Annotated in this window: 22 protein-coding genes; 15 read left to right on the top strand and 7 right to left on the bottom strand. The window is 70.4% G+C overall.

Annotated elements, in window-relative coordinates:
- The first annotated feature begins 6 nt into the window (after positions 1-6).
- Positions 7-870: an undecaprenyl-diphosphate phosphatase gene (locus ACFRFH_RS11405; protein WP_382463119.1), complete on the top strand. Its 864-nt coding sequence runs from the start codon at positions 7-9 to the stop codon at positions 868-870.
- 54 nt (positions 871-924) lie between these two features.
- Here ACFRFH_RS11405 and ACFRFH_RS11400 read toward each other — a convergent pair whose 3' ends face one another.
- The gene (locus tag ACFRFH_RS11400; RefSeq protein WP_382463118.1) at positions 925-1,875 is read right to left on the bottom strand and encodes a proteasome assembly chaperone family protein; all 951 of its coding nucleotides are present in this window, start codon (positions 1,873-1,875) and stop codon (positions 925-927) included.
- 90 nt (positions 1,876-1,965) lie between these two features.
- On the opposite strand from ACFRFH_RS11400, the gene ACFRFH_RS11395 reads away from it, so the two are divergent.
- The 10 genes from ACFRFH_RS11395 (at position 1,966) to lnt (ending at position 12,352) form a co-directional block, all read left to right on the top strand.
- Positions 1,966-2,709 (top strand): HAD family hydrolase, encoded by a 744-nt coding sequence (locus ACFRFH_RS11395; RefSeq protein ID WP_382463117.1) that lies wholly within the window; start codon positions 1,966-1,968, stop codon positions 2,707-2,709.
- Positions 2,706-3,740: a tRNA (adenine-N1)-methyltransferase gene (locus tag ACFRFH_RS11390; protein ID WP_382463116.1), complete on the top strand. Its 1,035-nt coding sequence runs from the start codon at positions 2,706-2,708 to the stop codon at positions 3,738-3,740. Before ACFRFH_RS11395 ends, ACFRFH_RS11390 begins: the two co-directional genes overlap by 4 nt.
- Positions 3,741-3,824: 84 nt before the next feature.
- Entirely contained in the window at positions 3,825-4,775 is a 951-nt protein-coding gene (locus ACFRFH_RS11385; protein WP_382463115.1) for a peptidylprolyl isomerase, read from the top strand.
- 20 nt (positions 4,776-4,795) lie between these two features.
- The gene (locus ACFRFH_RS11380; RefSeq protein WP_382463114.1) at positions 4,796-5,845 is read left to right on the top strand and encodes a helix-turn-helix transcriptional regulator; all 1,050 of its coding nucleotides are present in this window, start codon (positions 4,796-4,798) and stop codon (positions 5,843-5,845) included.
- Complete coding sequence (locus tag ACFRFH_RS11375; protein ID WP_382463113.1) at positions 5,838-6,812, top strand: helix-turn-helix transcriptional regulator; 975 nt, start codon at positions 5,838-5,840, stop codon at positions 6,810-6,812. The genes ACFRFH_RS11380 and ACFRFH_RS11375 overlap by 8 nt, the downstream gene beginning before the upstream one ends.
- Before the next feature lie 9 nt (positions 6,813-6,821).
- Entirely contained in the window at positions 6,822-7,172 is a 351-nt protein-coding gene (locus tag ACFRFH_RS11370; RefSeq protein ID WP_382463112.1) for a hypothetical protein, read from the top strand.
- Positions 7,173-7,175: 3 nt separating this feature from the next.
- A complete protein-coding gene (gene tatA, locus ACFRFH_RS11365; protein WP_382463111.1) occupies positions 7,176-7,433 on the top strand; it encodes a Sec-independent protein translocase subunit TatA in 258 nt (85 codons plus the stop codon).
- 43 nt (positions 7,434-7,476) lie between these two features.
- Positions 7,477-8,229 (top strand): twin-arginine translocase subunit TatC, encoded by a 753-nt coding sequence (gene tatC / locus ACFRFH_RS11360; RefSeq protein ID WP_382463400.1) that lies wholly within the window; start codon positions 7,477-7,479, stop codon positions 8,227-8,229.
- A gap of 9 nt (positions 8,230-8,238) precedes the next feature.
- Positions 8,239-10,674 (top strand): DEAD/DEAH box helicase, encoded by a 2,436-nt coding sequence (locus tag ACFRFH_RS11355; RefSeq protein WP_382463110.1) that lies wholly within the window; start codon positions 8,239-8,241, stop codon positions 10,672-10,674.
- A 76-nt stretch (positions 10,675-10,750) separates the two neighbouring features.
- Positions 10,751-12,352: an apolipoprotein N-acyltransferase gene (lnt, locus tag ACFRFH_RS11350; RefSeq protein WP_382463109.1), complete on the top strand. Its 1,602-nt coding sequence runs from the start codon at positions 10,751-10,753 to the stop codon at positions 12,350-12,352.
- 24 nt (positions 12,353-12,376) lie between these two features.
- On the opposite strand, the gene ACFRFH_RS11345 is transcribed toward lnt, so the two are convergent.
- The 4 genes from ACFRFH_RS11345 to ACFRFH_RS11330 form a co-directional block, all read right to left on the bottom strand.
- Complete coding sequence (locus ACFRFH_RS11345; RefSeq protein WP_382457413.1) at positions 12,377-12,748, bottom strand: RNA polymerase-binding protein RbpA; 372 nt, start codon at positions 12,746-12,748, stop codon at positions 12,377-12,379.
- Positions 12,749-12,865: 117 nt separating this feature from the next.
- The gene (locus ACFRFH_RS11340; RefSeq protein ID WP_382463108.1) at positions 12,866-13,615 is read right to left on the bottom strand and encodes a glycerophosphodiester phosphodiesterase family protein; all 750 of its coding nucleotides are present in this window, start codon (positions 13,613-13,615) and stop codon (positions 12,866-12,868) included.
- Complete coding sequence (locus ACFRFH_RS11335; protein WP_382463107.1) at positions 13,612-14,616, bottom strand: SPFH domain-containing protein; 1,005 nt, start codon at positions 14,614-14,616, stop codon at positions 13,612-13,614. The genes ACFRFH_RS11340 and ACFRFH_RS11335 overlap by 4 nt, the downstream gene beginning before the upstream one ends.
- Positions 14,613-15,113: an NfeD family protein gene (locus ACFRFH_RS11330; protein WP_382463106.1), complete on the bottom strand. Its 501-nt coding sequence runs from the start codon at positions 15,111-15,113 to the stop codon at positions 14,613-14,615. Before ACFRFH_RS11330 ends, ACFRFH_RS11335 begins: the two co-directional genes overlap by 4 nt.
- Before the next feature lie 123 nt (positions 15,114-15,236).
- On the opposite strand from ACFRFH_RS11330, the gene ACFRFH_RS11325 reads away from it, so the two are divergent.
- Both ACFRFH_RS11325 and ACFRFH_RS11320 read left to right on the top strand, forming a co-directional pair.
- The gene (locus ACFRFH_RS11325) at positions 15,237-16,025 is read left to right on the top strand and encodes an SDR family oxidoreductase (RefSeq protein WP_382463105.1); all 789 of its coding nucleotides are present in this window, start codon (positions 15,237-15,239) and stop codon (positions 16,023-16,025) included.
- Positions 16,022-18,016, top strand: coding sequence for a S9 family peptidase (locus ACFRFH_RS11320; protein WP_382463104.1), 1,995 nt, complete (start codon positions 16,022-16,024; stop codon positions 18,014-18,016). The genes ACFRFH_RS11325 and ACFRFH_RS11320 overlap by 4 nt, the downstream gene beginning before the upstream one ends.
- Here ACFRFH_RS11320 and ACFRFH_RS11315 read toward each other — a convergent pair.
- Positions 18,013-18,651, bottom strand: a complete 639-nt coding sequence (locus ACFRFH_RS11315) for an HdeD family acid-resistance protein (protein WP_382463103.1) — start codon at positions 18,649-18,651, stop codon at positions 18,013-18,015. The two genes, ACFRFH_RS11320 and ACFRFH_RS11315, sit on opposite strands and share 4 nt — an antisense overlap.
- Before the next feature lie 175 nt (positions 18,652-18,826).
- Between ACFRFH_RS11315 and ACFRFH_RS11310 the strand changes: the two genes are divergently transcribed.
- Positions 18,827-21,208 carry an ATP-binding cassette domain-containing protein gene (locus tag ACFRFH_RS11310; protein WP_382463102.1) on the top strand — a complete coding sequence of 794 codons (2,382 nt, stop codon included), beginning with the start codon at positions 18,827-18,829 and terminating at the stop codon, positions 21,206-21,208.
- Positions 21,209-21,212: 4 nt separating this feature from the next.
- Here ACFRFH_RS11310 and ACFRFH_RS11305 read toward each other — a convergent pair whose 3' ends face one another.
- Positions 21,213-21,842: a septum formation family protein gene (locus ACFRFH_RS11305; protein WP_382463101.1), complete on the bottom strand. Its 630-nt coding sequence runs from the start codon at positions 21,840-21,842 to the stop codon at positions 21,213-21,215.
- Positions 21,843-22,067: 225 nt separating this feature from the next.
- Here ACFRFH_RS11305 and ACFRFH_RS11300 point away from each other — a divergent pair, with 225 nt between their 5' ends.
- Positions 22,068-22,577: a hypothetical protein gene (locus tag ACFRFH_RS11300; RefSeq protein ID WP_382463100.1), complete on the top strand. Its 510-nt coding sequence runs from the start codon at positions 22,068-22,070 to the stop codon at positions 22,575-22,577.
- The last annotated feature ends 23 nt before the right edge of the window (positions 22,578-22,600 follow it).

The raw sequence follows: 22,600 nt of genomic DNA, 5'->3' as shown, positions 1-22,600 counted from the left end.
GCCTTCGTGGAATTCCTCAACGCCCTGATCCTGGGGGTCGTCCAGGGACTCACCGAGTTCCTGCCGATCTCCTCCAGCGCCCACATCCGCATCGTCGGGACGCTGCTGGGGACCGGCGCAGACCCCGGCGCCCGCTTCACCGCGATCATCCAGCTCGGCACCGAGGCCGCCGTGCTGCTGTACTTCTGGCGCGACATCGCCCGCATCGTCACCCACTGGTTCCAGGCCCTCCTCGGCCGAATCCCGCGCAACGACCCGGACGCCAGGATGGGCTGGCTGGTCATCCTCGGCAGCGTCCCGATCGTCGTGCTCGGACTGCTCTTCCAGGACGCGATCGAGACCACCTTCCGGTCGCTCTGGATCGTGGCCACGACGCTCATCGTGTTCGGCATCCTGCTCGGGATCGCGGACTGGGTGGGCGCGAAGACCCGCCGTCTGCGCGAGCTCACCTGGGGCAACGGCATCATCTTCGGTTTCGCCCAGGCGCTCGCCCTCATCCCCGGCGTCTCGCGCTCGGGCGGCACGATCACGGCCGGGCTGTTCATGGGCTACCAGCGCCGTGCGGCCGCGCGGTACTCGTTCCTGCTGGCCATCCCCGCGGTCTTCGGCAGCGGCCTGTACCAGCTCTACAAGGCGTTCAAGGAGCCGTGCACCGCGGCGCTGGAGGCCGCGGGCACCTGCACCGCGGAGGTCTTCGGTCCCGTGGAGACGGCGGCCGCGACGGTCGTCGCGTTCGCCGTCGGGCTCGTCGTGATCGCCTTCTTCATGGGCTACATCTCACGGCGCAGCTTCCTGCCGTTCGTGATCTACCGGATCGCGCTCGGCGGGCTGCTGATGGTCCTGCTCGGGACGGGCGCGCTGGCCGACTGACGGCGTTCCGACACGCCCGGGAAGCCCGGACGGCCGGGTGAATTCGCGCGGGAATCAGCCCCGGCGCGGGTCGTCGCCGGCCTTGCCGTCGCGGCCGTCGCGGCCGTCTCGTCCATCCCTGCCGTCGCCGCGGCGGCGGAGGTAGCGCTCGAACTCCTGCGCGATGGCCTCGCCGCTTGCCTCGGGGGAGTCGACGGTGTCGCGCGCCTGCTCGAGCTGCTGGATGTAGGCGGCCATCTCCTCGTCGTCGGAGGCGAGCGCGTCGATCCCGGCCTCCCAGGCGGCGGCCTCCTCGACCAGCGACCCGCGCGGGATGGTCACGTCCACCAGCTCCTCGAGCTTGTCGATGAGCGCCAGCACGGCCTTCGGACTGGGCGCGTTGTGCACGTAGTGCGGCACCGACGCCCAGATCGAGATGGTCGGGATGCCGACGTCCTCCGCGCCCTCGGAAAGCGCACTGAGGATGCCGACCGGCCCCTCGTAGGTGGACCGCTCGATCCCCAGCTCGGCGCGCACGGCGGCCGACTCGCTGGTGGCGAAGACCGAGATCGGGCGGGTGTGCGGCACGTCTGCGAGCATCGCGCCGAGGAAGACGATCACGCCGATGTCCTCGGCGAGCGCCGCATCCATGATCTCGGCGGTGAAGCTCTTCCAGCTCCGCGACGGCTCGGTGCCGAGCAGCAGGAAGATGTTGCCGGAGTTGTCGCCGGTCACATCGAGCTCGGCGTCGCCGGCGAGCGCGTCGCCGACCCGGCCGGGCCGGGCAGGGCCCATCACGACCGCGGACGGCCAGACGAGGCGCCGACGCCCGTCGTCGTCGGTGACCACAGGACGGTTGAACTGGAAGTCGAAGTAGAGCTCCGGGTCCACCTCGGCGATCGGGACGACGTCGAGCTGCTCCTTGAGCGTCTTCACGGCGCCGCTGGCCGCTTCGCCTGCGTCGTTCCATCCTTCGAAGGCCACCACGAGGATGCGCCCGCCGAGGATGTTCTTCGCGTCAGTCACGGTGGCTTACTCGTCCTCTCGTCGGCGTGCCGGTCGGCCGCCGTTCTCACCAGGATAGGCCCCGACCCCGTCGCGATAGACTTGCCGGTCGTGACCGATCTGACCACCCACCCGCTGCCGGCCGCTGTCTTCTGGGACATGGACGGCACACTCGTCGACACCGAGCCGTACTGGATGGCCTCCGAGCAGGAGCTCGTCGGCTCGTTCGGTGGCACCTGGACGCACGACGACGGGTTGCTGCTGGTGGGCCTCGGGCTGTGGAACTCGGCCGAGATCCTGCGTTCGCGCGGTGTGGAGCTGGAGCCGGACGAGATCGTGCACTGGCTGACCGAGCGGGTGCGCAGCCGGCTCGCCGAGCAAGGCGTCCCGTGGCGCCCCGGCGCGCGGGAGCTGCTCCGGTCGCTGCGCGAGCAGGGTGTGCGCACCGCGCTGGTCACCATGTCGGTGCGCAGCATGGCGGAGCAGATCGTCGCGGCCATCCCGTTCGACGCCTTCGACATCATCGTCAGCGGCGACGAGGTCACCGACCCCAAGCCGCACCCGGCGCCGTACCTGCGTGCCGCCGAGCTGCTGGGCGTCGAGCCGGGCGACGCGGTCGCGATCGAGGACTCCCTGGTCGGGCTGTCCTCCGCCGTGGCCTCCGGCGCCGCGACGATCGGCGTTCCGCACATCGTGCCGCTGCCGGAGTCGGACGAGCACACGCTGTGGGACACGCTGGAGGGCCGCACGGCCGAGGACATCGCGGCCGTGGCCGCAGGGCGGCGCGCAGCCGCAATCGACCAGCCGGACGCTTTTGATCAGCCGAACGCTTCTACTCAGGAGGACGCACGATGACCGAAGAGCGACGGAATTCCGGCCCGTTCCGGGTGGGCGACCGCGTCCAGCTGACCGGCCCGAAGGGCCGCATGAACACGATCACGCTGGAGCCCGGCAAGCAGTTCCACAGCCACCGCGGCGTGCTCGCGCACGACACCATCATCGGGCTGCCCGACGGCTCGGTGGTCGTCAACAACGCCGGGGTCGAGCACCTGGCGCTGCGCCCGCTGCTCACCGACTTCGTCATGTCGATGCCCCGCGGTGCGGCGATCATCTACCCGAAGGACGCCGCGCAGATCCTCGCGCTGGCCGACATCTTCCCGGGCGCGACGGTCGTGGAGGCCGGCGTCGGTTCCGGCGCCCTGTCGCTCTGGCTGCTGCGCGCGATCGGCCCGCAGGGCCGCCTGCTCTCGTTCGAGCGCCGCGACGAGTTCGCCGACGTCGCGCGCGCCAACGCGGCGACGTTCCTCGGCAGCGACCCCGAGAACTGGACCGTCACCGTCGGCGACCTCCAGGAGGAGCTGACCGCCGCCGTCGAGCCCGCGAGCGTCGACCGCGTCGTGCTCGACATGCTCGCACCGTGGGAGACCCTGGACGCCGTCACCGCCGCGCTCAAGCCCGGCGGCGTGGTGCTCTGCTACGTCGCGACCGTCACGCAGCTCTCCCGGGTCGCCGAGGCGATCAGGGCCACCGGCCACTACACGCACCCGCAGTCGAGCGAGACGATGGTCCGCGGCTGGCACGTCGAGGGCCTCGCCGTGCGGCCGGACCACCGGATGATCGCGCACACCGGCTTCCTGATCACCGCACGCCGCCTGGCGCCGGACACCGTCCTCCCCGAGCTCAAGCGCCGCCCGTCGAAGAGCGACTACGACGACGCCGACGTCGAGGCCTGGACGCCGGGAGCCCTGGGCGAGCGGCAGTCCAGCCCGAAGAGCCTGCGCAAGCGGATGCGGGAGGCCGAGGCCAGCGCGACGCTCGCGCGCGACGGCGTGGACGCCCCGGCCGCCGACGCGCCAGGTGACGAGCGCGACCCGCACGTCGACTAGCATGGTTGAGGTCGTCAGGCGCGCCGCCTGAGACGACAACCCCCCACCGCTCGCATCGAGAATGCTCGCATCGAAAGAGGACCCGTGCGCAGAGCTACCGCACTCGGAAGATCGTCCGTCGCCCTCCTCGCCCTCGGCATCGCCGCCGCGGCGCTGACCGGATGCTCGTCCGACCCCAACACCGACTGCGGCTCCGCACTCAAGAGCGGGCAGGCGTCGGATCTGGTGACGGCGAGCGGGAAGATCGGCCAGAAGCCGAAGGTCACCGTTCCGACACCGGTCGACGCGGCCACGTCCGAGCGCACGGTGCTCACCCAGGGGTCCGGCACGATGGTCCACACCGGTCAGCTGGTGGAGCTCGGCTACACCCAGCTCGACGGCCAGAGCGGCCAGGTCGCCGGGACCGGCTACGGGAGCAGTTCGGTCGTGCTCCCGATGAACACCTCGGGAAGCGGCGTCACCGGTGCGATCGCCCGTGGACTGCAGTGCACGACCGTCGGATCGCGTGTCTCGGTGGCGGTGTCGCCCAAGGACAACGGATCGGACGCGTCCGGCTCGGGTACGACGCAGATCTTCGTCTTCGATGTGATCAACACCTCGCTCTCCGCTGCCAACGGCGCCGTGCGACCGTCCGTGTCGGGATTCCCGACGGTCGTGCTTGCGCCGACCGGGCAGCCCGGAGTCACCATCCCGTCGTCCGGCGGCGCCCCCACCACGGTGCGCAGCGAGGTCCTGAAGGCCGGGGACGGCGCCACGGTCAAGAAGGACAGCATCGTCACGCTGCAGTACACGGCGGTCGGCTGGGACTCGAAGTCGGTCACCACCAAGAGCTGGAGCAACGGCGGTCCCGGCCTGGTCAACATGTCGACCGGTCAGCTGCAGATCCAGAACAACGACAACGTGTCTGCGCTGCCGCAGTCGATGCTCGGAAAGCTCGTGGGCCAGAAGGTCGGCTCGCAGCTCGTGATCGAGACGCCGAAGGACAACAACTTCGACGCACAGGCCTGGGTCGTCGACATCCTCGGAGTCCGCTGAGTCCCGACTAGGATGGTCGGGTGCCCCGATCCTCGTCTTCGCCCGCGCGCGTCCCGGTCGAGGAGCGTCTTTTCAGCCTCGTGCTGGCGCTGCTCGCGACCGAGAACGGCCTGACGAAGAACGAGATCCTCTCGACCGTCCAGGGCTACCGCCAGCGCTACGAGGTGCACGGCGACAACAGCAGCCTGGAGCGCCAGTTCGAGCGCGACAAGGACGACATCCGCGAGCTCGGCGTCCCTCTGGAGACGGTCGAGTCGCCGGAGGCCGCCGGCAACAACCAGCTACTGCGCTACCGCATCCCCAAAGGCGCATACGACCTCCCGGCCGACGTGGTGTTCTCCCCGATGGAGATCACCCTGCTCGGGCTCGCCGCCACGGTGTGGCGCGAGGGCTCGCTGTCGGGGGAGTCGCGCCGCGCCCTGATGAAGCTGCGCTCGCTCGGCGTGGAGGCCGACGAGCCGGTCGTCGGCTACGCCCCGCGGCTGCGGGCGCGCGAGAGCGCCTTCGAGCCGCTGAGCCAGGCGCTGGAGCGCAACGCGATCGTCCAGTTCCCGTACCTCAAGCCCGGTGAGAGCGCGTCGCGCGTGCGCACGATCGCTCCGCTCGCGCTCGTGCAGCACCAGGGCCGCTGGCACCTGCAGGGCATCGACCAGGAGGCCGGCGGCTCGCGCACCTTCCTGCTCTCGCGCATGGTCGGGCCGGTCAAGGTCACGAACCGCACGTTCACGCCGGAGGGCGACGACTTCGCCGAGCGGGCGCTGGAGGACCTGGAGCGGATCTGGGCGGCGAACGTCGCCGAGATCGAGGTGACCGCGGGCACCGACGCCGCGACCCGGCTGCGCAAGCGCTACGGCGACGCCGTCCCGGCCCGGCACGAGGGCGCGGCCTTCCGGCTCACGGTGAACTTCTCCGACATCAACATCCTCGCCGACCAGCTCGCGGCCTTCGGTCCCGAGGTGCTGGTGCTGGCCCCGGAGGAGCTGCGCGACAAGGTGGTCGAGCGGCTGGTGACGGTCGCCGAGGCGCACGAGAGCGCCGCAGACGCGGGGGAGGGGGCGGCCCGTGGCTGAGCGCAGGCGCCCGATGCAGGCGCAGGACAAGCTGGCGTTCCTGCTCGCGCTGGTCCCGTACCTGATGGACCGCGACCGGGTCACCGTCGCCGAGGCGGCGGAGCATTTCGGCGTGGACGAGGAGAGCATGCGCGACGCCGTGCGCCTCATCGCCGTCTCCGGCATCCCCGGCGAGACGAACGCGTACCAGCCGGGCGACCTGTTCGACATCTCCTGGGACGACTTCGAGGAGAACGACCGCATCGTCCTCACCCACCAGGTCGCGATCGACGACTCGCCGCGGTTCTCCGCGCGGGAGGCCGCCGCGCTGATCGCCGGCCTCCAGTACCTCACCGCGCTGCCCGAGAACGCCGACCGCGACGTGATCGGCTCGCTGATGGCCAAGCTGGCCCGCGGCGCGTCCGCCGCTCCGAGCCAGGTCGCCGTCGCGCGCTCCGAGTCGGACGAGGCGCTCGCGACCATCCGCGAGGCCGTCATCGCCGGCACGCAGCTCGAGTTCGACTACCTCAACTCGCGCGGGGAGCGGGAGCGCCGCCGCGTCGACCCGCTGCGCGTCGAGTCCGCCGACCAGGACTGGTACCTGCGCGGCTGGGACCACCTGCGCACGGCGATCCGCACCTTCCGCCTCGACCGCATCGACGGCCTGATGACGACCCAGGAGCCGATCACCTACCGGCCGGGCGACCTCAAGCTGCCGGAGACGCTGTTCGAGGGCACGCCGGAGGACCAGCTCGTCACCGTCGAGGTGTCCGCGTCCGCGATCCCGCTCATCGAGGACTACATCCCGGAGGGCGCGCCGCGCGAGGAGCGCGACGGCGTGATTCGCACGAGCGTTCGCGTCGCCCACTTCCACGGCCTCAAGCGCCTGGTGGCCGGCCTCGCCGGGGTGCTCACGGTGCTCGACCCTCCCGAGGCCCGCCGGCTCGTCGCGGACTGGGCGCGTGCGGGCGCCGACCGCTACCGTTAGGCTCCGAGCATGCCGTGGTGGTCGTGGGTCGTGATCTGGGTCGTGCTGGTGCTCGGCCTGCTCGGCATGCTCGCGTTCTTCGGCTGGTGGCTGTTCCGCAAGGCGATGGCCGCAGGGCGCGAGGCGAGCGCGCTGATCGAGAAGGCGGACATCCTCAGCCAACGCTCGGCTGACATGCGGTACGCTGAGTTTCACAGCGCGGTCTTCGCCGATGCGGACGTGCTCCGCGCCGAACGCGAGCAGGCGGTGGCCGATCGTCAGGTCGCACGGCAAGCTCGCAGAGATCGTCGAGTCATGCGCGGTAAAATACTCGTGAGAGCGGACCCGTTCCGCTACTCGTACCTGAACAGAAGGACGTAAATCATGCTCGGCGGCCTCACCGGATGGCACTTGCTCATCATTCTCGCGGTCATCCTCCTTCTCTTCGGTGCGCCCAAGCTTCCCGCCCTCGCGAAGAGCATCGGTCAGTCCATGCGCATCTTCAAGGGCGAGGTCGACGAGATGAAGAAGGACGGCAAGGACGACAGCGCGAACACCGACGCGTCGACCGCCGCTCCCACCACCTCTGCGCCCGCTGCGCCGACCACCAACGACTCGACCGAGTCCAAGCCGAAGCAGTAGCTGCGTGGCCTCCACCAAGCGAGGCAAGAACCGCGAAGGCCGGATGTCGCTGGCCGAGCATTTCGTCGAGCTTCGTAAACGTCTGTTCCGCGCTGCGCTCGGCCTCCTGGTCGGCGCGGTAGCGGGCTGGATCCTCGCCGGTCCCGTGATGGACGCGCTGCGCGCTCCGATCACGGAGATCGCGAAGCAGCAGGGCCGCGAGGCGCTCCTGAACTACGGCAGCATCACCGGAGCCTTCGACCTGAAGATGCAGATGGCGGTCACCATCGGCATCATCATCTCCAGCCCGGTCTGGCTGTGGCAGATCTGGGCGTTCTTCGTGCCCGCACTGACGCGCAAAGAGCTCAAGTACGCGTTCGGCTTCTTCTTCACCGCGGTGCCGCTGTTCATCGCGGGAGGCGTGGCCGGCTGGCTGCTCGTGCCGCACATGGTCAGCCTCCTGACCAGCTTCGCGCCCGAGCAGGACGCGGCGATCATCGACGCCAAGACCTACATCGACTTCGTGACCAAGCTCGTCCTCGCGGTCGGCGTCGCCTTCGTGCTGCCGGTGTTCCTGGTGCTGCTCAACTTCGTCGGCGTGCTGAGCGCTAAGTCGATCATCGGGTCCTGGCGCTGGGCGATCATCATGATCGCGCTCTTCACCGCCATCGCGACGCCCGCGGCCGACGTGCTCTCGATGTTCCTGCTGGCGGTTCCGATGGTGCTGCTCTACTTCGGCGCCTACGGGGTCGCCTGGCTGCACGACCGCCGCGCGGCCAAGGCGGCGATGCGGCTGGAGGCCGAGCTCGCGGCATAGGCTGGTCGCGTGACCGACCAGCAGCAGCTCTCCCCGGCCGAACGCTTCGCCGCCTCGCGGCAACGGGCGCAACAGCCCGTGCTGGAGACGTTCCGGGCCGGGTTGCGCTTCGACCTCGACCCGTTCCAGCGCGAGGCGTGCGCGAGCCTGGAGAACGGCAGCAGCGTGCTCGTGGCCGCGCCGACCGGTGCGGGCAAGACCATCGTCGCCGAGTTCGCCGTGTTCCTCGCCATGCGCGAGGCCAACGCGAAGGTGTTCTACACCACGCCGATGAAGGCGCTGAGCAACCAGAAGTTCCAGGAGTTCGTCGAGGCCTACGGCCCGGAGTCCGTCGGCCTGCTGACCGGCGACACCAACATCAACTCGCACGCCCGCATCGTGGTGATGACCACCGAGGTGCTCCGCAACATGCTGTACGCGGACTCCGACCTCCTCAGCGATCTGGCCTACGTGGTGATGGACGAGGTGCATTATCTGGCCGACCGGTTCCGCGGGGCCGTCTGGGAGGAGGTCATCATCCACCTGCCGCAGGCGGTGCGGATGGTCTCGCTCAGCGCCACGGTCTCCAACGCCGAGGAGTTCGGCGACTGGCTGCAGGCGGTGCGCGGCGACACCGACGTCGTGGTCTCCGAGGAGCGCCCGGTGCCGCTGGAGCAGCACATCCTGATGCGCTCCAAGCTGATCGACCTGTTCGACTCGTCCGGGCTCGCCTCGACCAACCGGGTGAACCCCGAGCTCGTGCAGATGGCGCGCTACGGCGGCCGGACGCTCTCCAGCCGGCAGATGCGCGATGTCGGGCGGTACCACTCGCGCGGCGGCCGCCCGGACACGTTCCGGATGAACCGGGCCGACTTCGTCCGGATGCTGAACGAGCACAACCTCCTGCCCGCGATCTTCTTCATCTTCAGCCGCAACGGCTGCGACGCCGCCGTCCGCCAGACCCTGCGCGAGGGCGTGCGGCTCACCGAGCAGCGCGAGCGCGACGAGATCCGCGCCATCGTCGAGGAGCGCTGCCGCACCCTGCTGGACGAGGACCTGGCGGTGCTCGGCTACTGGGAATGGCTGGAGGGCCTGGAGCGCGGCGTCGCGGCCCACCACGCCGGCATGCTGCCCGCCTTCAAAGAGGTGGTGGAGGAGCTCTTCCGCCGCAAGCTCGTCAAGGTGGTCTTCGCGACGGAGACGCTCGCGCTGGGCATCAACATGCCCGCCCGCACCGTGGTGCTGGAGAAGCTGGAGAAGTTCAACGGCGAGGCGCGCGTGCCGATCACGCCGGGGGAGTACACCCAGCTCACCGGCCGTGCGGGGCGCCGCGGCATCGACGTCGAGGGACACTCCGTCATCCAGTGGGAGGACGGCCTCGACCCGCAGTCGGTCGCGTCGCTGGCCTCCCGGCGCAGCTATCCGCTCAACTCGAGCTTCCGGCCCACCTACAACATGGCCGTCAATCTCATCGACCAGTTCGGGCGGGTGCGCACGCGCGAGATCCTGGAGTCGTCGTTCGCGCAGTTCCAGGCCGACCGCGCGGTGGTCGACCTCGCCCGCAAGGTGCGTCAACAGGAGGAGTCCCTCGCCGGGTACGAGAAGGCGATGGAGTGCCACCTCGGCGACTTCCGCGAGTACTCGCGCATCCGCCGCGAGCTCAGCGACCTGGAGAAGAAGGGCCAGCGCATCGAGAACGCCTCTAAGGCCGACCGCGAGCGGCGCCAGCGTCAGCTCGCCGCGCTGCGGAAGCGGATGCGGGAGCACCCCTGTCACCGCTGCCCCGATCGCGAGCAGCACGGCCGCTGGTCGGAGCGCTGGTGGAAGCTCAAGCGCGACACCGACCGGCTGAGCGCCCAGATCCAGTCCCGCACCGGTGCCGTCGCGAAGGTCTTCGACCGGGTCTCCGACGTGCTCCTGGAGCTCGGCTACTTGACGACGGAGGACGGCGAGACGGAACTGACCGTGCACGGCCGCACCCTCAAGCGCATCTACGGCGAGCGGGACCTGCTCGTCGCCGAGTGCCTGCGCCGCGGCTACTGGAAGGAGCTCGACGCCGCGGGCCTGGCCGCGATGGCGTGCGCACTCGTCTTTGAGCCGCGCCGCGACGACGGGCTCGCCCACGACCGCAACCTCCCGCGCGGCGCCTTCCGCCCGGCCCTGGAGCGCACGACCGACCTCTGGGCCCGGCTGGACGACCTGGAGCGCGACAACCGCCTCCCGGGCAGCGAGCCCGTCTCCACGGCGCTGGCGCTGGCGATGCACCAGTGGGCGCGCGGGGCGGCGCTGGACGTCGTGCTGCGCGAGGCCGACATGGCCGCCGGCGACTTCGTCCGCTGGGCGAAGCAGACGATCGACCTCCTCGACCAGCTCTCGCTGGTCGCGCAGGGCAACGTCGGCCGCACGGCTCGGCAGGCGCTGGAGTCGATCCGCCGCGGGATCGTCGCGTACTCCGCCGTTGCCTGAGGGAGACGCGTTGCCTGAGAACCCGGGTCCTGTGGCTGTGCGGGACGCAGAGCGCGATGCTTTAAGCTCTCCCTTCGTGACCCGAACGCCGCGCGCCCGCCGATCGCGGCGCGCTGCGCTGCCGCCGGCGCCGCTGCCGCTCTGGCTCGCGATCCTCGTCGCGATCGGAGCGGGGCCCGTCCTCGCCGCCGGCTTCCCCGGTCAGAACCTGTGGCCGCTGACCTTCGTCGGCATCGGGATGGTGCTGCTCGCGCAGCGCGGGCGGACGTCCGGAAATGCGTTCCTGGTCGGCTGGCTCGCCGGCGAGGCGTTCTATCTGGTGCACGTCTCCTGGACGTCGCTCTATCTCGGCCCCGTGCCGTGGGTCGCGCTCTCGACGCTGGAGGCGCTGTTCTGGGGCGCGGGCGGCGTCCTCCTCACGCTGGCCTACCGCTGGGTGCCGAAGGCGTGGCCCGGCATCGCCGGCCGGCTGGGGATGGTGCCCGTGATCGTCGCCGGGCTCTGGGTGCTGCGGGAGTACGTGACCGGCAACTGGCCGTACGGCGGATTCTCCTGGGGCCGGGTGGCGGAGTCGCAGTCGCTCAGCCCGTACGCCCCGCTGGTCGCCTGGCTCGGCATCTCGGGGCTGAGCTTCGTGATGGTGTGGCTGGTGGCGCTCCTCCTCGAGCTGTTCTTCGCCGTCGATGTCCGCGCGCTGTTGCGCGGCGCCGTGGCGCTCGGCGCGATCGCCGTGGTGCTGGCCGTGCCGTCGTGGCCGGCGACGACGCACGGCACCACCCGGATCGCCGCCGTGCAGGGCAATGGACCCGCCGGCTACTTCGACAACGCCCCGGAGGGCGCGGTGCTGGACACCCAGATCACCGAGACGCTGAAGATCCCGGCATCCCAGTCGACCGGCGCCAAGAAGCTCGACATGGTGGTCTGGCCGGAGGGCGCCGCCCAGCCCGACCCGACGCGCGACCCGGGCTCGGCCTCCGTCCTCGACGCGCTGAGCCGCAAGTTCGGCGCGCCCTTCATCGTCGGGACGATCACCTACCGCGACGGCAAGTACTTCAACACGTCGCTGCAGTGGGAGGCCGGCAAGGGCGCCGTCGACTACTACGACAAGAAGCACCCCGTGCCGTTCGGCGAGTACGTGCCCGACCGGTCGTTCTGGCGGCCGTTCGCGCCGTCGCTCATCGACCTGATCGGCCGCGACTACACGCCGGGAACGCGCGACAACGTCTTCGACGTCGGGGGAGTGCGCGCCGGCATTTCGATCTGCTTCGACATCGTGGACGACCAGCTCCTCACCGACATGATGAGCGACGACGCCCAGGTCATCCTGGCGCAGACCAACAACGCGGACTTCGGCAAGACCGACGAGAACGAGCAGCAGCTGGCGATCGCCCGGCTGCGCGCGATCGAGTCCGGGCGGGCCCTGGTGAACATCTCGACCGTCGGCAGCAGCCAGATCATCGCGCCGGACGGGAGGACGATCACCATGATCCCGCCGTTCCGGCCCGGCCACATGGTCGCGGACGTGCCGCTCGGCACCACGACGACGCCGTCCACGCTGCTCAGCCGCGGCATCGAGTTCCTCGTCGCGGGTCTCGGGCTCTTCGGCCTGCTGGCGGCCGCACTGTGCCGCAGACTGCCGGCGCCGCTCACGAGAAAGCCGCTCCCACCAGAACGGTGAGAGCGGCTTGACGTGGTGCGACGGTCAGGCGGAGTACTTGTGCTCGGCCGTCCCGCGGCGTGCGCGCAGGTACTGGAGCCGCTCCTCGAGGAGCTCTTCGAGCTCGGCCCGGGTGCGGCGCTCCAGGAGCATGTCCCAGTGGCTGCGCGGCGTCTTGACGTCCGAGTGGTCGATCTCGACGGGCTTGTCGTCGACCAGCAAGCGGGCCTCGTGGCCGCAGTGCTTGCACTCCCATCCCTTGGGAGGTTCGGCCTCGGCGGAGAAGACCATATCGGTCTCCAGGCCGCAGTCGGGGCACAGGTAGGTGTAACGGGAACGCGGAGAGTAGACGACGCCTTCTTCGCTCTGTAAGCTCTGGGCGCCAAGCCTCATTCCGCGCAAACTGCGATCAGCCATCGTGTGGTCTCCTCTTCGCGCGAATCGTCACCATTTATAAACCAGCAAGCTGGGGATTCTCTTTCCGGGTGCGCCCTTCTCTCAGTGGGCTCACAGCGTCACTAAAGGGTCTGCGGCTCACTTCCGAGCGCTGACCAGGGCTTTCATGAGGTCGCAGCGGTTGGTGACGATTCCGTCGACTCCCAGGTCGAGCAGCCGCGTCATGTCGGCGACATCGTCGACCGTCCAGACATGCACCTCGGCTCCCACGGCCTGGATGGCGCGCACCGTGCGGGCGGTGACCAGGCGCACCGGGCCGCGGCGCTCCGGGATCTGCACGGCGGCGAACCCGCGCAGCGCACGCCGGGTGAGGGGGCGCACCCCGAGTTTCGAGCCGATCAGCGCCGGCACGAACTCCGAGACGGAGGGCGACACCGCGACGTCGGGGAGCGCGGAGGTGGCGGCCCTCCGACGCGCCGCCGAGAAGCTCGTGAGGAGGACCCGGTCGGCCGCGCGCGTCTTCACGATCGCGGCGGCGGCCGGGGCCGCGGCGCGCTCGTCCTTGATGTCGATGTTGAAGCGCGCCTCCGGGAAGGCGTCCAGCGCCTCGGCCAGCGGGGAGAACGACTGGCCGTGGCCGAGCGGGATGCGCCGCAGCTCGGCCAGAGTGAGCTGCTCGACACGCACGTCCCGGCCGGCCACCCGGGACAGGTCGGGGTCGTGGCTGATCACCGCCTCCCCGTCCGCCGACGCGTGCACGTCGGTCTCCAGGTGCGTCGCACCGGCGCTCAGCGCCTTCAGGAACGCGAGCAGGGTGTTCTCCGGCGCCTCCGACGCCAGGCCGCGGTGCGCGATGATTCGCGGCCGCGGCCCGTCGAGGAACGTCACGCCGGGGGAGCGGACGGGGGAGTCGGGGCTGTAGCGGCAGCCGCCTCCGCGGACGGCGCGGCCTGCGTGCCGGCCGGGACCATGTCGAGCCCGGCCGCGGGCGCGCCCTTCGGCCCGAGCGCCTGGCCGATGCCCTTCAGCGCCTCCGTGAGCTCGCTCGGGATGATCCAGAGCTTGTTCGCGGAGCCCTCGGCCAGCTTCGGCAGCGTCTGCAGGTACTGGTAGGCGAGCAGCAGGTTGTCCGGGTTGCCCGCGTGAATGGCGCTGAAGACGGTGGTGATCGCCTTCGCCTCGCCCTCTGCGCGCAGCACGGCCGCCTTCGCGTCGCCCTCCGCCTTGAGGATCGAGGCCTGCCGCATGCCTTCCGCGTTGAGGATCTCGGATTGCTTCGTGCCCTCGGCCGTCAGGATCAGCGCACGACGGTCGCGCTCGGCGCGCATCTGCTTCTCCATCGAGTCCTGGATGGACACGGGCGGGTCGATCGCCTTCAGCTCGACGCGGGATACTCGGATGCCCCACTTGCCTGTGGCCTCGTCGAGCACCAGGCGGAGCTGGCCGTTGATGTTGTCGCGGCTGGTCAGGGCGGCCTCGAGGTTCAGGCCGCCGACCACGTTACGCAGGGTGGTCGTGGTGAGCTGCTCGACGGCGCCGAGGTAGTTGGCGATCTCGTACGTCGCAGCGCGGGCGTCGGTGACCTGGAAGTAGACGACCGTGTCGATCGAGACGACCAGGTTGTCCTCGGTGATGACCGGCTGCGGCGGGAAGGAGACGACCTGCTCGCGGAGGTCGATGAGCGGGCGCACCTTGTCGATGAAGGGGACGACGACATTGAGGCCGGGGGTGAGCGTCTTGTGGTACCGGCCCAGCCGCTCCACCACCCCGGCCCGCGCCTGCGGAATGATCCGGATGGCGCGGAACAGCGTGACCAGCACGAAGATCGCGATCACCAGGATGATGATCGAGACGACGATGGTCACGACGAGCTGGGTGACTTCGGTCACGTCAGGCTCCTCTCGGTGAGGTCGCCGGCTCCCGCCGACACCGGTGACGGGGCGACGACGGCCGTCGCGCCCTCGATGCTCAGGACGATGACATGCTCGCCGGGCACCAGTTCGGCGGGGCCGGACTGGGCGGGCGAGAGCCGCGCGGTCCAGGTCTCCCCGACGGACAGCTTGACCAGGCCCGCGGTGCGCGAGACGGTCGAGACGACGACGCCGTTCATGCCGATCAGCGCGTCCACGTTGCTCTTGGTGGGGTCGCCGCCGCGCTTCAGCCTGTGCAGCAACGGCGTCCGGATGAAGAACACCAGGACCACCGAGATCACGGCAGCGATGATGAGCTGCAGCCACCACGGCGCACCGAAGAACCCGGCGATCAGCCCTCCGAAGCTGCCGATCGCGATCATGAGGAAGACGAAGTCGAGCGTCAGCATCTCGATGATCACGAACACGAGGATGAGCACGAGCCAGGCGATCCAGGCGAAGGACGTGATGTCCATGAGCGGCCCCCTCCCTACACATCACTATGTACTTGCTAGAACGCTAGCATTCCCGCGGCCCACCGGACGGAACGCACTTGGTAGTCTCAGAAAGCCGTGTCGTCCAACGCTCTAGGAGTACCCGTGTCCAACGCTTCCGCGTCCGCCAGCCCGCTCGATCAGGGCAGCCTCACCGGCAAACGCGCCCTCGTCACCGGTTCGTCGCGCGGCATCGGCGCCGACACCGTGCAGTATCTGGCCGACGCCGGCGCCGCGGTCGCGATCAACTACCGCAACAAGGAGGCGCGCGCGGTCAAGCTGGCCGACGCGATCCGCGAGCAGGGCGGCACCGCGATCACGGTCGGCGCCGACCTCACCGACCCGACCTCGGTCGGCGCGCTGTTCCGGGCGATCGACGCCGAATGGGGTGGCCTCGACATCCTCGTCCTCAACGCCTCCGGCGGCATGGAATCCGGGATGGCCGAGGACTACGCCATGCAGCTCAACCGCGACGCGCAGGTCAACGTCCTGACCTCGGCGCTGCCGCTGATGGCCGCCGGCTCGCGCGTCGTGTTCGTCACCAGCCACCAGGCGCACTTCATCCGCTCGACGCCGACCATGCCCGAGTACGAGGCCGTCGCACTGAGCAAGCGGGCGGGCGAGGACGCGCTGCGGGCGCTGCTCCCGGAGCTCGACGCGAAGGGCGTCGAGTTCGTCGTGGTCTCCGGCGACATGATCGAGGGCACCATCACCGCGACGCTGCTCAACCGGCTGAACCCGGGCGCGATCGACGCCCGCAAGGAGGCCGCCGGCCGCCTCTACAACGTCGGCGAGTTCGCTGCGGAGGTCGCGTCGGCCGTGGTCGACCCGGTGCCGGCCGACCACACCCGTCTCGTCGGCGACGTCTCCAGCTTCGAGCCGATCAGCGAATGAGGCCCGCCGACCTCGAGCTCCTGACCGGAGTCTCGCGTCCCACCGTCCACCCGGCAGGCGGCCGCGCGGTCGTCTCGGTCACGCATCCCTCGCTCGCCGCGGACGCGACGATCGGGCAGCTCTGGAACATCCCGCTGTCCGGGCATGCGGCGCCGCGACGACTCACGCGCGGCTTCCGGGACAGCGCTCCGCAGTTCTCGCCGGACGGGCGTCTGATCGCGTTCCTGCGCGGCGGCCCGAAGTCGCCGTCGCAGCTCATGGTGGTCGACGCGGCAGGCGGCGAGCCGGTGGTCGCCACCGACCGCAAGCTCGGCGTGAGCGAGTTCGCCTGGGCTCCGGACGGCCGCTCGCTCGCGTTCGTGAGCCGCGATCCGGAGCAGGGGCGCTACGGCACGGTGGAGGGCATCGAGCCCAACGGGGAGCGGGCCCGCCGGATCGACACGCTGAAATATCAGGCCAATGGACTCGGCTACATCACCGACCGGCGCTCGCACGTCTACCTCGTGTCGGTCCCCGACGTCTGGGCCGAGCCTCCGGTGGCCCCGATCGCGGAGGCCGACGGCTCGACCCGTCCGGCGCCGGCGGTGGCGACACCGCGCGCGCTGACCGGCGGGGACTGGGACGACTCGACGATCGCGTTCTCGCCGGACGGAGCGACCCTCGCGTTCGTCTCGTCCCGGCACGACACCCGCGACGACGACCTCCGCTCGAACGTCTTCCTGGTGCCCGTCGACGGCGGCAGGGAGCCCTCCGACGCCACGGGGGAGCACGGCAGCTTCTCGGTCGTCGCCGTCGCCTACGGCCTCAACGGCGCGCTCTACTTCAGCGCGCAGGACGTGGGCCAGGGCGGCCGGGACTTCGTGGCCAAGAACACCGCGCTGTACGTGATCGACCACCCGGGGGCGGCTCCGCGCCTGCTGACCGATCCGGAGACGGTCGACCTCACCGAGTCGGACATCGTCGCCTTCCGCGACGACAGCGTGCTGGTGTGCGACCGCCGCCGGGGCGCGCTCGTCCTGACCGAGGTGGAGGCCGACGGCACTGCACGCAGGCTCACCGACGACCTCACCGTGGTGAGCGGCGCCGGCGCGGCGGGCGGGACGATCGTGGCGAGCGTCTCCGACGCCGGAACCGCGGGCGACGTCGCCGTGATCGACGACGACGGCCTCCGGCGGCTCACCGACTTCTCCCGCGCCCTGCGCTCGGCGGGCGTGATCGCCCCGCGCGAGCTCACGGTGACGGGCCGCGACGGCTATCCGATCCACGGCTGGGTCGTGGCGCCGGAGGGCGCAGGACCCCATCCTGTGCTCCTGAACATCCACGGCGGCCCGTTCGCGGCCTACACCGCGGCGCTCTTCGACGAGGCGCAGGTCTACGCGTCAGCTGGCTACGCCGTAGTGATGTGCAACCCGCGCGGCTCGGCCGGCTACGGCCAGGACCACGGCCGCGTCATCCGGCAACGGATGGGCACCGTCGACCTGGCGGACGTCCTGGACTTCCTGGACGGCGCGATCGCGGAGACCCCCGGCCTCGACGCCGAGCGCGTCGGCGTGATGGGCGGCTCCTACGGCGGCTACCTGACCGCGTGGACGATCGCGCACGACCACCGGTTCGCGGGCGCGATCGTGGAGCGCGGCTACCTCGACCCCGCCGCGTTCATCGGCACCAGCGACATCGGCAGCTTCTTCAGCGACGAGTACACCGGCACCGATCCGGTCGGGATCGCGGCGCAGAGCCCGCAGGCCGTGGTCGACCGAGTACGGACGCCCACCCTGGTGCTGCACTCGTCCAGCGACCTGCGCTGCCCGCTCGGCCAGGCCGAGCGGTACTACGCGGCGCTGAAGCGCGGCGGCGTCGAGGCCGAGCTCGTGATCTTCCCCGGCGAGGACCACGAGCTGAGCCGCAGCGGCCGCCCGCGGCACCGTCGCGAGCGGTTCGAGATCATCCTGGACTGGTGGGACCGGCACCTGCCGGTGAAGGCGCGACGCTAGGCGGCGGCGGGCGCAGCGGGAGCTGCGGACGTCTTCAGCACCTCGCGGCCGAACGTGAACGCCCGAACGATCCCGATGATGCCGAGCACGATCAGTGCGATCGCGGCGAACAGGATCAGGAAGACAGCCGACGACGCGGGCAGGAACAGCACCACGAGTCCCGCGACGATGCTGAGGATGCCGTAGGCGATCGCCCATCCGGCGGAGCGGGCGCGCCCGGCCTCCACCAACGCCATGATGCCCTCGATGATCCAGCCGACGCCGATGAAGGCGAGGGCGAAGATCACCAGCACGGTCGCGGCGGTCGACACGTTCTTCAGGGTCACGATGCCGACGAACACCAGCAGCACGCCGAGGATGATGTTGAGCGTGCGGATGCCGCCGCCGATGCCCCGGGCGAAGATCCCGACGCCGAGGCGCATGATGCCGGCGATGAGGAAGTAGATGCCGAGGAACACCGCCAGCACGGCGATGGTCTTGGCGGGCCAGAACAGCAGCACGACGCCGAGGATGACCGCGACGGCGCCGCTGACGCCCATCACGGCCCGGATCGCGTTGATGGCCGAACGGGTCATCTCCGAGGCGTCCAGCGAGAGGTCGCGGACGGCGGAGTCGAGAGGATCGGTGGAGGACATCGCACGCACCTTTCAGTCGTTCGGCCACGTTGTCGGATGGCCGCTTACGCGCAGAATACTGAAAATCTCCTGTGCATATCAGACCCATTCTCGCGACGCTGCGGTCGCGGGGGAGGGGAGCGGGCCGCGGTCACCTGGTTAGATCGGATTGACACCGAACGGACGGAGATCAGCGATGACCACGGCGACCAGCGCGACCACGGCCGAGGGCGGACAGGAGCGGGCGGACAGCCACGACGTCATCCGGGTCCGCGGCGCGCGTGAGAACAACCTCAAGGACGTCAGCGTCGAGCTCCCGAAGCGCCGGCTGACCGTGTTCACCGGGGTGTCCGGCTCCGGCAAGAGCTCGCTGGTGTTCGGGACCATCGCCGCCGAGTCGCAGCGCCTCATCAACGAGACCTACAGCGCGTTCGTGCAGGGCTTCATGCCGTCGCTCGCGCGGCCGGACGTGGATGTGCTGGAAGGGCTCACCACGGCGATCCTCGTCGATCAGGAGCGGATGGGCGCCAACGCGCGCTCCACCGTCGGCACGGTCACCGACGCCAACGCCATGCTGCGCATCCTGTTCAGCCGGCTCGGGCAGCCGCACATCGGCTCTCCGCAGGCCTTCTCGTTCAACATCCCGACCGTGCGCGGCTCCGGCGCCATCTCCATCGAGGGCAAGGGGACGGTGAAGCGCAGCTTCGAGCAGACCGGCGGCATGTGTCCGCGCTGCGAGGGGATGGGCACCGCCTCCGAGATCGACCGCACCCAGCTCTACGACGAGTCGAAGTCGCTGTCGGGCGGCGCGATCACCGTGCCCGGCTACACCGCGGACGGCTGGTCGGTGCGGATGTTCAGCGAGTCCGGCTTCTTCGACGCGGCCAAGCCGATCCGGGACTACTCGGAGACCGAGCTGCACGACTTCCTCTACAAGGAGCCGGTGAAGGTCAAGATCAACGGGATCAACCTCACCTACGAGGGCCTCGTGCCGCGCGTCCAGAAGTCGATGCTGTCGAAGGACATCGAGGCCATGCAGCCGCATATCCGGGCGTTCGTCGAGCGCGCAGTCACCTTCGCGCCCTGCCCGGAGTGCGCGGGGACGCGGCTCAACGCGGGCGCGCGGTCGTCGCTGGTCCGCGGCGTCAGCATCGCCGACGTGTGTGCGATGCAGCTCAGCGACCTGGCGGAGTGGGTGCGGGGGCTGGAGGAGCCGTCGGTGGCGCCGCTGCTGGCGAGCCTGCAGGGCACGCTCGACTCGTTCGTGGACATCGGCCTCGGCTACCTGTCGCTCGACCGGCCGTCCGGCACACTGTCGGGCGGGGAGGCGCAGCGCACCAAGATGATCCGCCACCTGGGGTCGTCGCTCACCGACATCACCTACGTCTTCGACGAGCCGTCGGTCGGCCTCCACCCGCACGACATGCGCCGGATGAACGAACTGCTCGTGCAGCTGCGCGACAAGGGCAACACGGTGCTGGTGGTCGAGCACAAGCCGGAGATGATCGTCATCGCCGACCATGTCGTCGACCTCGGGCCGCGCGCGGGCACGGCCGGGGGAGAGATCGTCTACGAGGGGACCATCGAGGGCCTGCGCGGGAGCGGCACGCTCACCGGGAGGCACCTGGACGACCGCGCGCGGGTCAAGGAGTCGGTGCGCACGCCGTCCGGGCTGCTGGAGGTGCGCGGCGCGACGTCGCACAACCTGCAAGACGTGGACGTCGACATCCCGCTCGGCGTGCTGGTCGTGGTCACCGGCGTGGCCGGCTCCGGCAAGAGCTCGCTCATCCACGGCTCGGTGTCGCCGCGCGAAGGCGTCGTCTCCGTCGACCAGGCCGGCATCCGCGGCTCGCGGCGCAGCAACCCGGCCACGTACACCGGCTTGCTGGAGCCGATCCGCAAGGCGTTCGCGAAGGCCAACGGCGTCAAGCCGGCGCTGTTCAGCGCGAACTCCGAAGGCGCGTGCCCGAACTGCAACGGCGCCGGCGTCATCTACACCGACCTCGGCGTGATGGCCGGGGTCTCGACCGTGTGCGAGGTCTGCGAAGGCAAGCGCTTCGACGCCTCGGTGCTGGAGTACCGGTTCGGCGGCCTGGACATCAGCGAGGTGCTCGCGTTGTCGGTGGAGGACGCCGAGACCTTCTTCGCGAGCGGCGAGGCGCGCATCCCGGCCGCCCACGCCATCCTGCAACGGCTGGCGGACGTCGGCCTCGGCTACCTGACCATCGGCCAGCCGCTGACCACGCTGTCCGGCGGCGAGCGCCAGCGTCTCAAGCTCGCCACCCACATGGCTGAGAAGGGCGGCGTCTACGTGCTGGACGAGCCGACCACCGGCCTGCACCTGGCCGACGTCGAGCAGCTCCTCGGCCTCCTGGACCGGCTGGTCGACTCCGGCAAGTCGGTGATCGTCATCGAGCACCACCAGGCCGTGATGGCGCACGCGGACTGGATCGTGGACCTCGGCCCCGGTGCCGGCCACGACGGCGGCCGCGTCGTGTTCGAGGGGACGCCGGCGGACCTGATCGCCACGCGCTCGACGCTGACCGGACAGCACCTGGCGGAGTACGTCAGGGCCTGACGTCCTAGTGCGCCGCCACGGCGGTCCCGGTGAGCTCGTGGCGCGAGAAGGTGTCGACGAAGCACTTGTAGGCGCGGTCGCCGGTCTCCCACTGGGTCGCGCTGTTCGGGTAGCGCAGCTCCACCTGGACGTCCTCGTTCCAGACCGCGACCCAGTTCCAGTCCAGGATGCCGGGGGCGGTGCAGAGGTCGCCGACCTGGGTGTTGAGCGCCTGCACGCCCGGGAACGGTGCGCCGGCGGCCTGGGGGAGCGCGCCCTGCGAGATCACCTGGGCGATGTGCGGCGACGCGCAGTCGATCACGGGGTACGTGTTCGCCCACGGCGACGGGAAGACCTGGAGGCACGATCCGGTGGCGATGCTGCCGACCGGTTGCTCGGGAACGGTCGCGACCGGCGGCGTATGGGTGGGGCGCGGAGGCAGCCCGAGCGGCGTGGGAGCGGGATCCAGCGGATGCGGGGGACCGGACGGGGTCGCTGCCGTCAGGTCGGCCCGGGCATGGCCGGCGGGGAGGCCGTTGGCGAAGGCGGCCACGGACAGCAGGACGACCGCGGCGCCGGCGGTCGCGGCCACGAGCACGATCCAGCCGCGGCGCGACAGGCCGTCGGGGTCCCCAGGCGATCGGCGGTCTCTCACCGCCTCATCCTATGTTCGGCCGTTGAGATCGCGGGCAGTGCCGCAGAACGCGCACACCAGCGTGAACCGCGGGCTCCGGTCGACGGTGACGATGGACGGGTAGGCGGTGCGCCCCTGACACCGCGGGCAGCTGCTCGCGGTGTCGGGTGAGCGGGTGTCGAGGGTCGTCATACGTTGGAGACCCGCACGCGGCGCGGTCGTGACGCGGGCGGATAGCCTGGACCGGTGGAAAATCCCGAACCGATCCAGCTGAGCGTCGGCGGAGCCACCCGCACGGAGCTGCGCGCCGCCCTGCAGTCGCACGGTGTCCTTCTGAACGCGCACGCCGAGACGCTGCTCGATCACGAGGCCTTCGACGTGCGGGAGCCGGTGGAGCTGACCATCGTCGAGCGCAGCGTGGGCGAGCTGGGCCTCGGCGACGGCGGCACCCTCCCGGAGGTGTACGCGGCGGCGCAGCAGCAGGGACTGTCGCTGTGCCCGCCCGACACCGGCCCGTACCTCCGGCTGGCGATGCGGTCGCAGCCGAACGCGCCCGATTCGGTGCTGTCGGCCGGGCGCTCGCCGACCGGGTCGATCAAGGTGGCCGCTGCGCCGCTGAGTGCCGACGTCGAATTCCCGAAGGGCTTCTACCTGCGCGTGGTCGACGGCGTGCCGTGGCTGCGCGGCTACCGCTGCGACGACGAGTACCGCTACTCCGCCGAGGACCGATTCGCGTTCACGCTGCCTCCCTTGTGACATTGATGTGCGATATGCTGGCT

The organism is Leifsonia sp. NPDC056824 (genome assembly GCF_042789575.1).
Taxonomy (GTDB): domain Bacteria; phylum Actinomycetota; class Actinomycetes; order Actinomycetales; family Microbacteriaceae; genus Leifsonia.
Note: the sequence above shows the minus strand (reverse complement) of the source record. Positions and strands in the feature narration are given on the sequence as shown.

What these genes read in the sequence shown, in the direction of transcription:
- ACFRFH_RS11315 (WP_382463103.1), bottom strand. Translation starts at nt 18,651, where the DNA reads ATGTCCTCCACCGATCCTCTCGACTCCGCCGTCCGCGACCTCTCGCTG.
- ACFRFH_RS11390 (WP_382463116.1), top strand. Translation starts at nt 2,706, where the DNA reads ATGACCGAAGAGCGACGGAATTCCGGCCCGTTCCGGGTGGGCGACCGC.
- tatA (WP_382463111.1), top strand. Translation starts at nt 7,176, where the DNA reads ATGCTCGGCGGCCTCACCGGATGGCACTTGCTCATCATTCTCGCGGTC.
- ACFRFH_RS11370 (WP_382463112.1), top strand. Translation starts at nt 6,822, where the DNA reads ATGCCGTGGTGGTCGTGGGTCGTGATCTGGGTCGTGCTGGTGCTCGGC.
- ACFRFH_RS11330 (WP_382463106.1), bottom strand. Translation starts at nt 15,113, where the DNA reads ATGGACATCACGTCCTTCGCCTGGATCGCCTGGCTCGTGCTCATCCTC.
- ACFRFH_RS11345 (WP_382457413.1), bottom strand. Translation starts at nt 12,748, where the DNA reads ATGGCTGATCGCAGTTTGCGCGGAATGAGGCTTGGCGCCCAGAGCTTA.
- ACFRFH_RS11310 (WP_382463102.1), top strand. Translation starts at nt 18,827, where the DNA reads ATGACCACGGCGACCAGCGCGACCACGGCCGAGGGCGGACAGGAGCGG.
- ACFRFH_RS11320 (WP_382463104.1), top strand. Translation starts at nt 16,022, where the DNA reads ATGAGGCCCGCCGACCTCGAGCTCCTGACCGGAGTCTCGCGTCCCACC.
- tatC (WP_382463400.1), top strand. Translation starts at nt 7,477, where the DNA reads ATGTCGCTGGCCGAGCATTTCGTCGAGCTTCGTAAACGTCTGTTCCGC.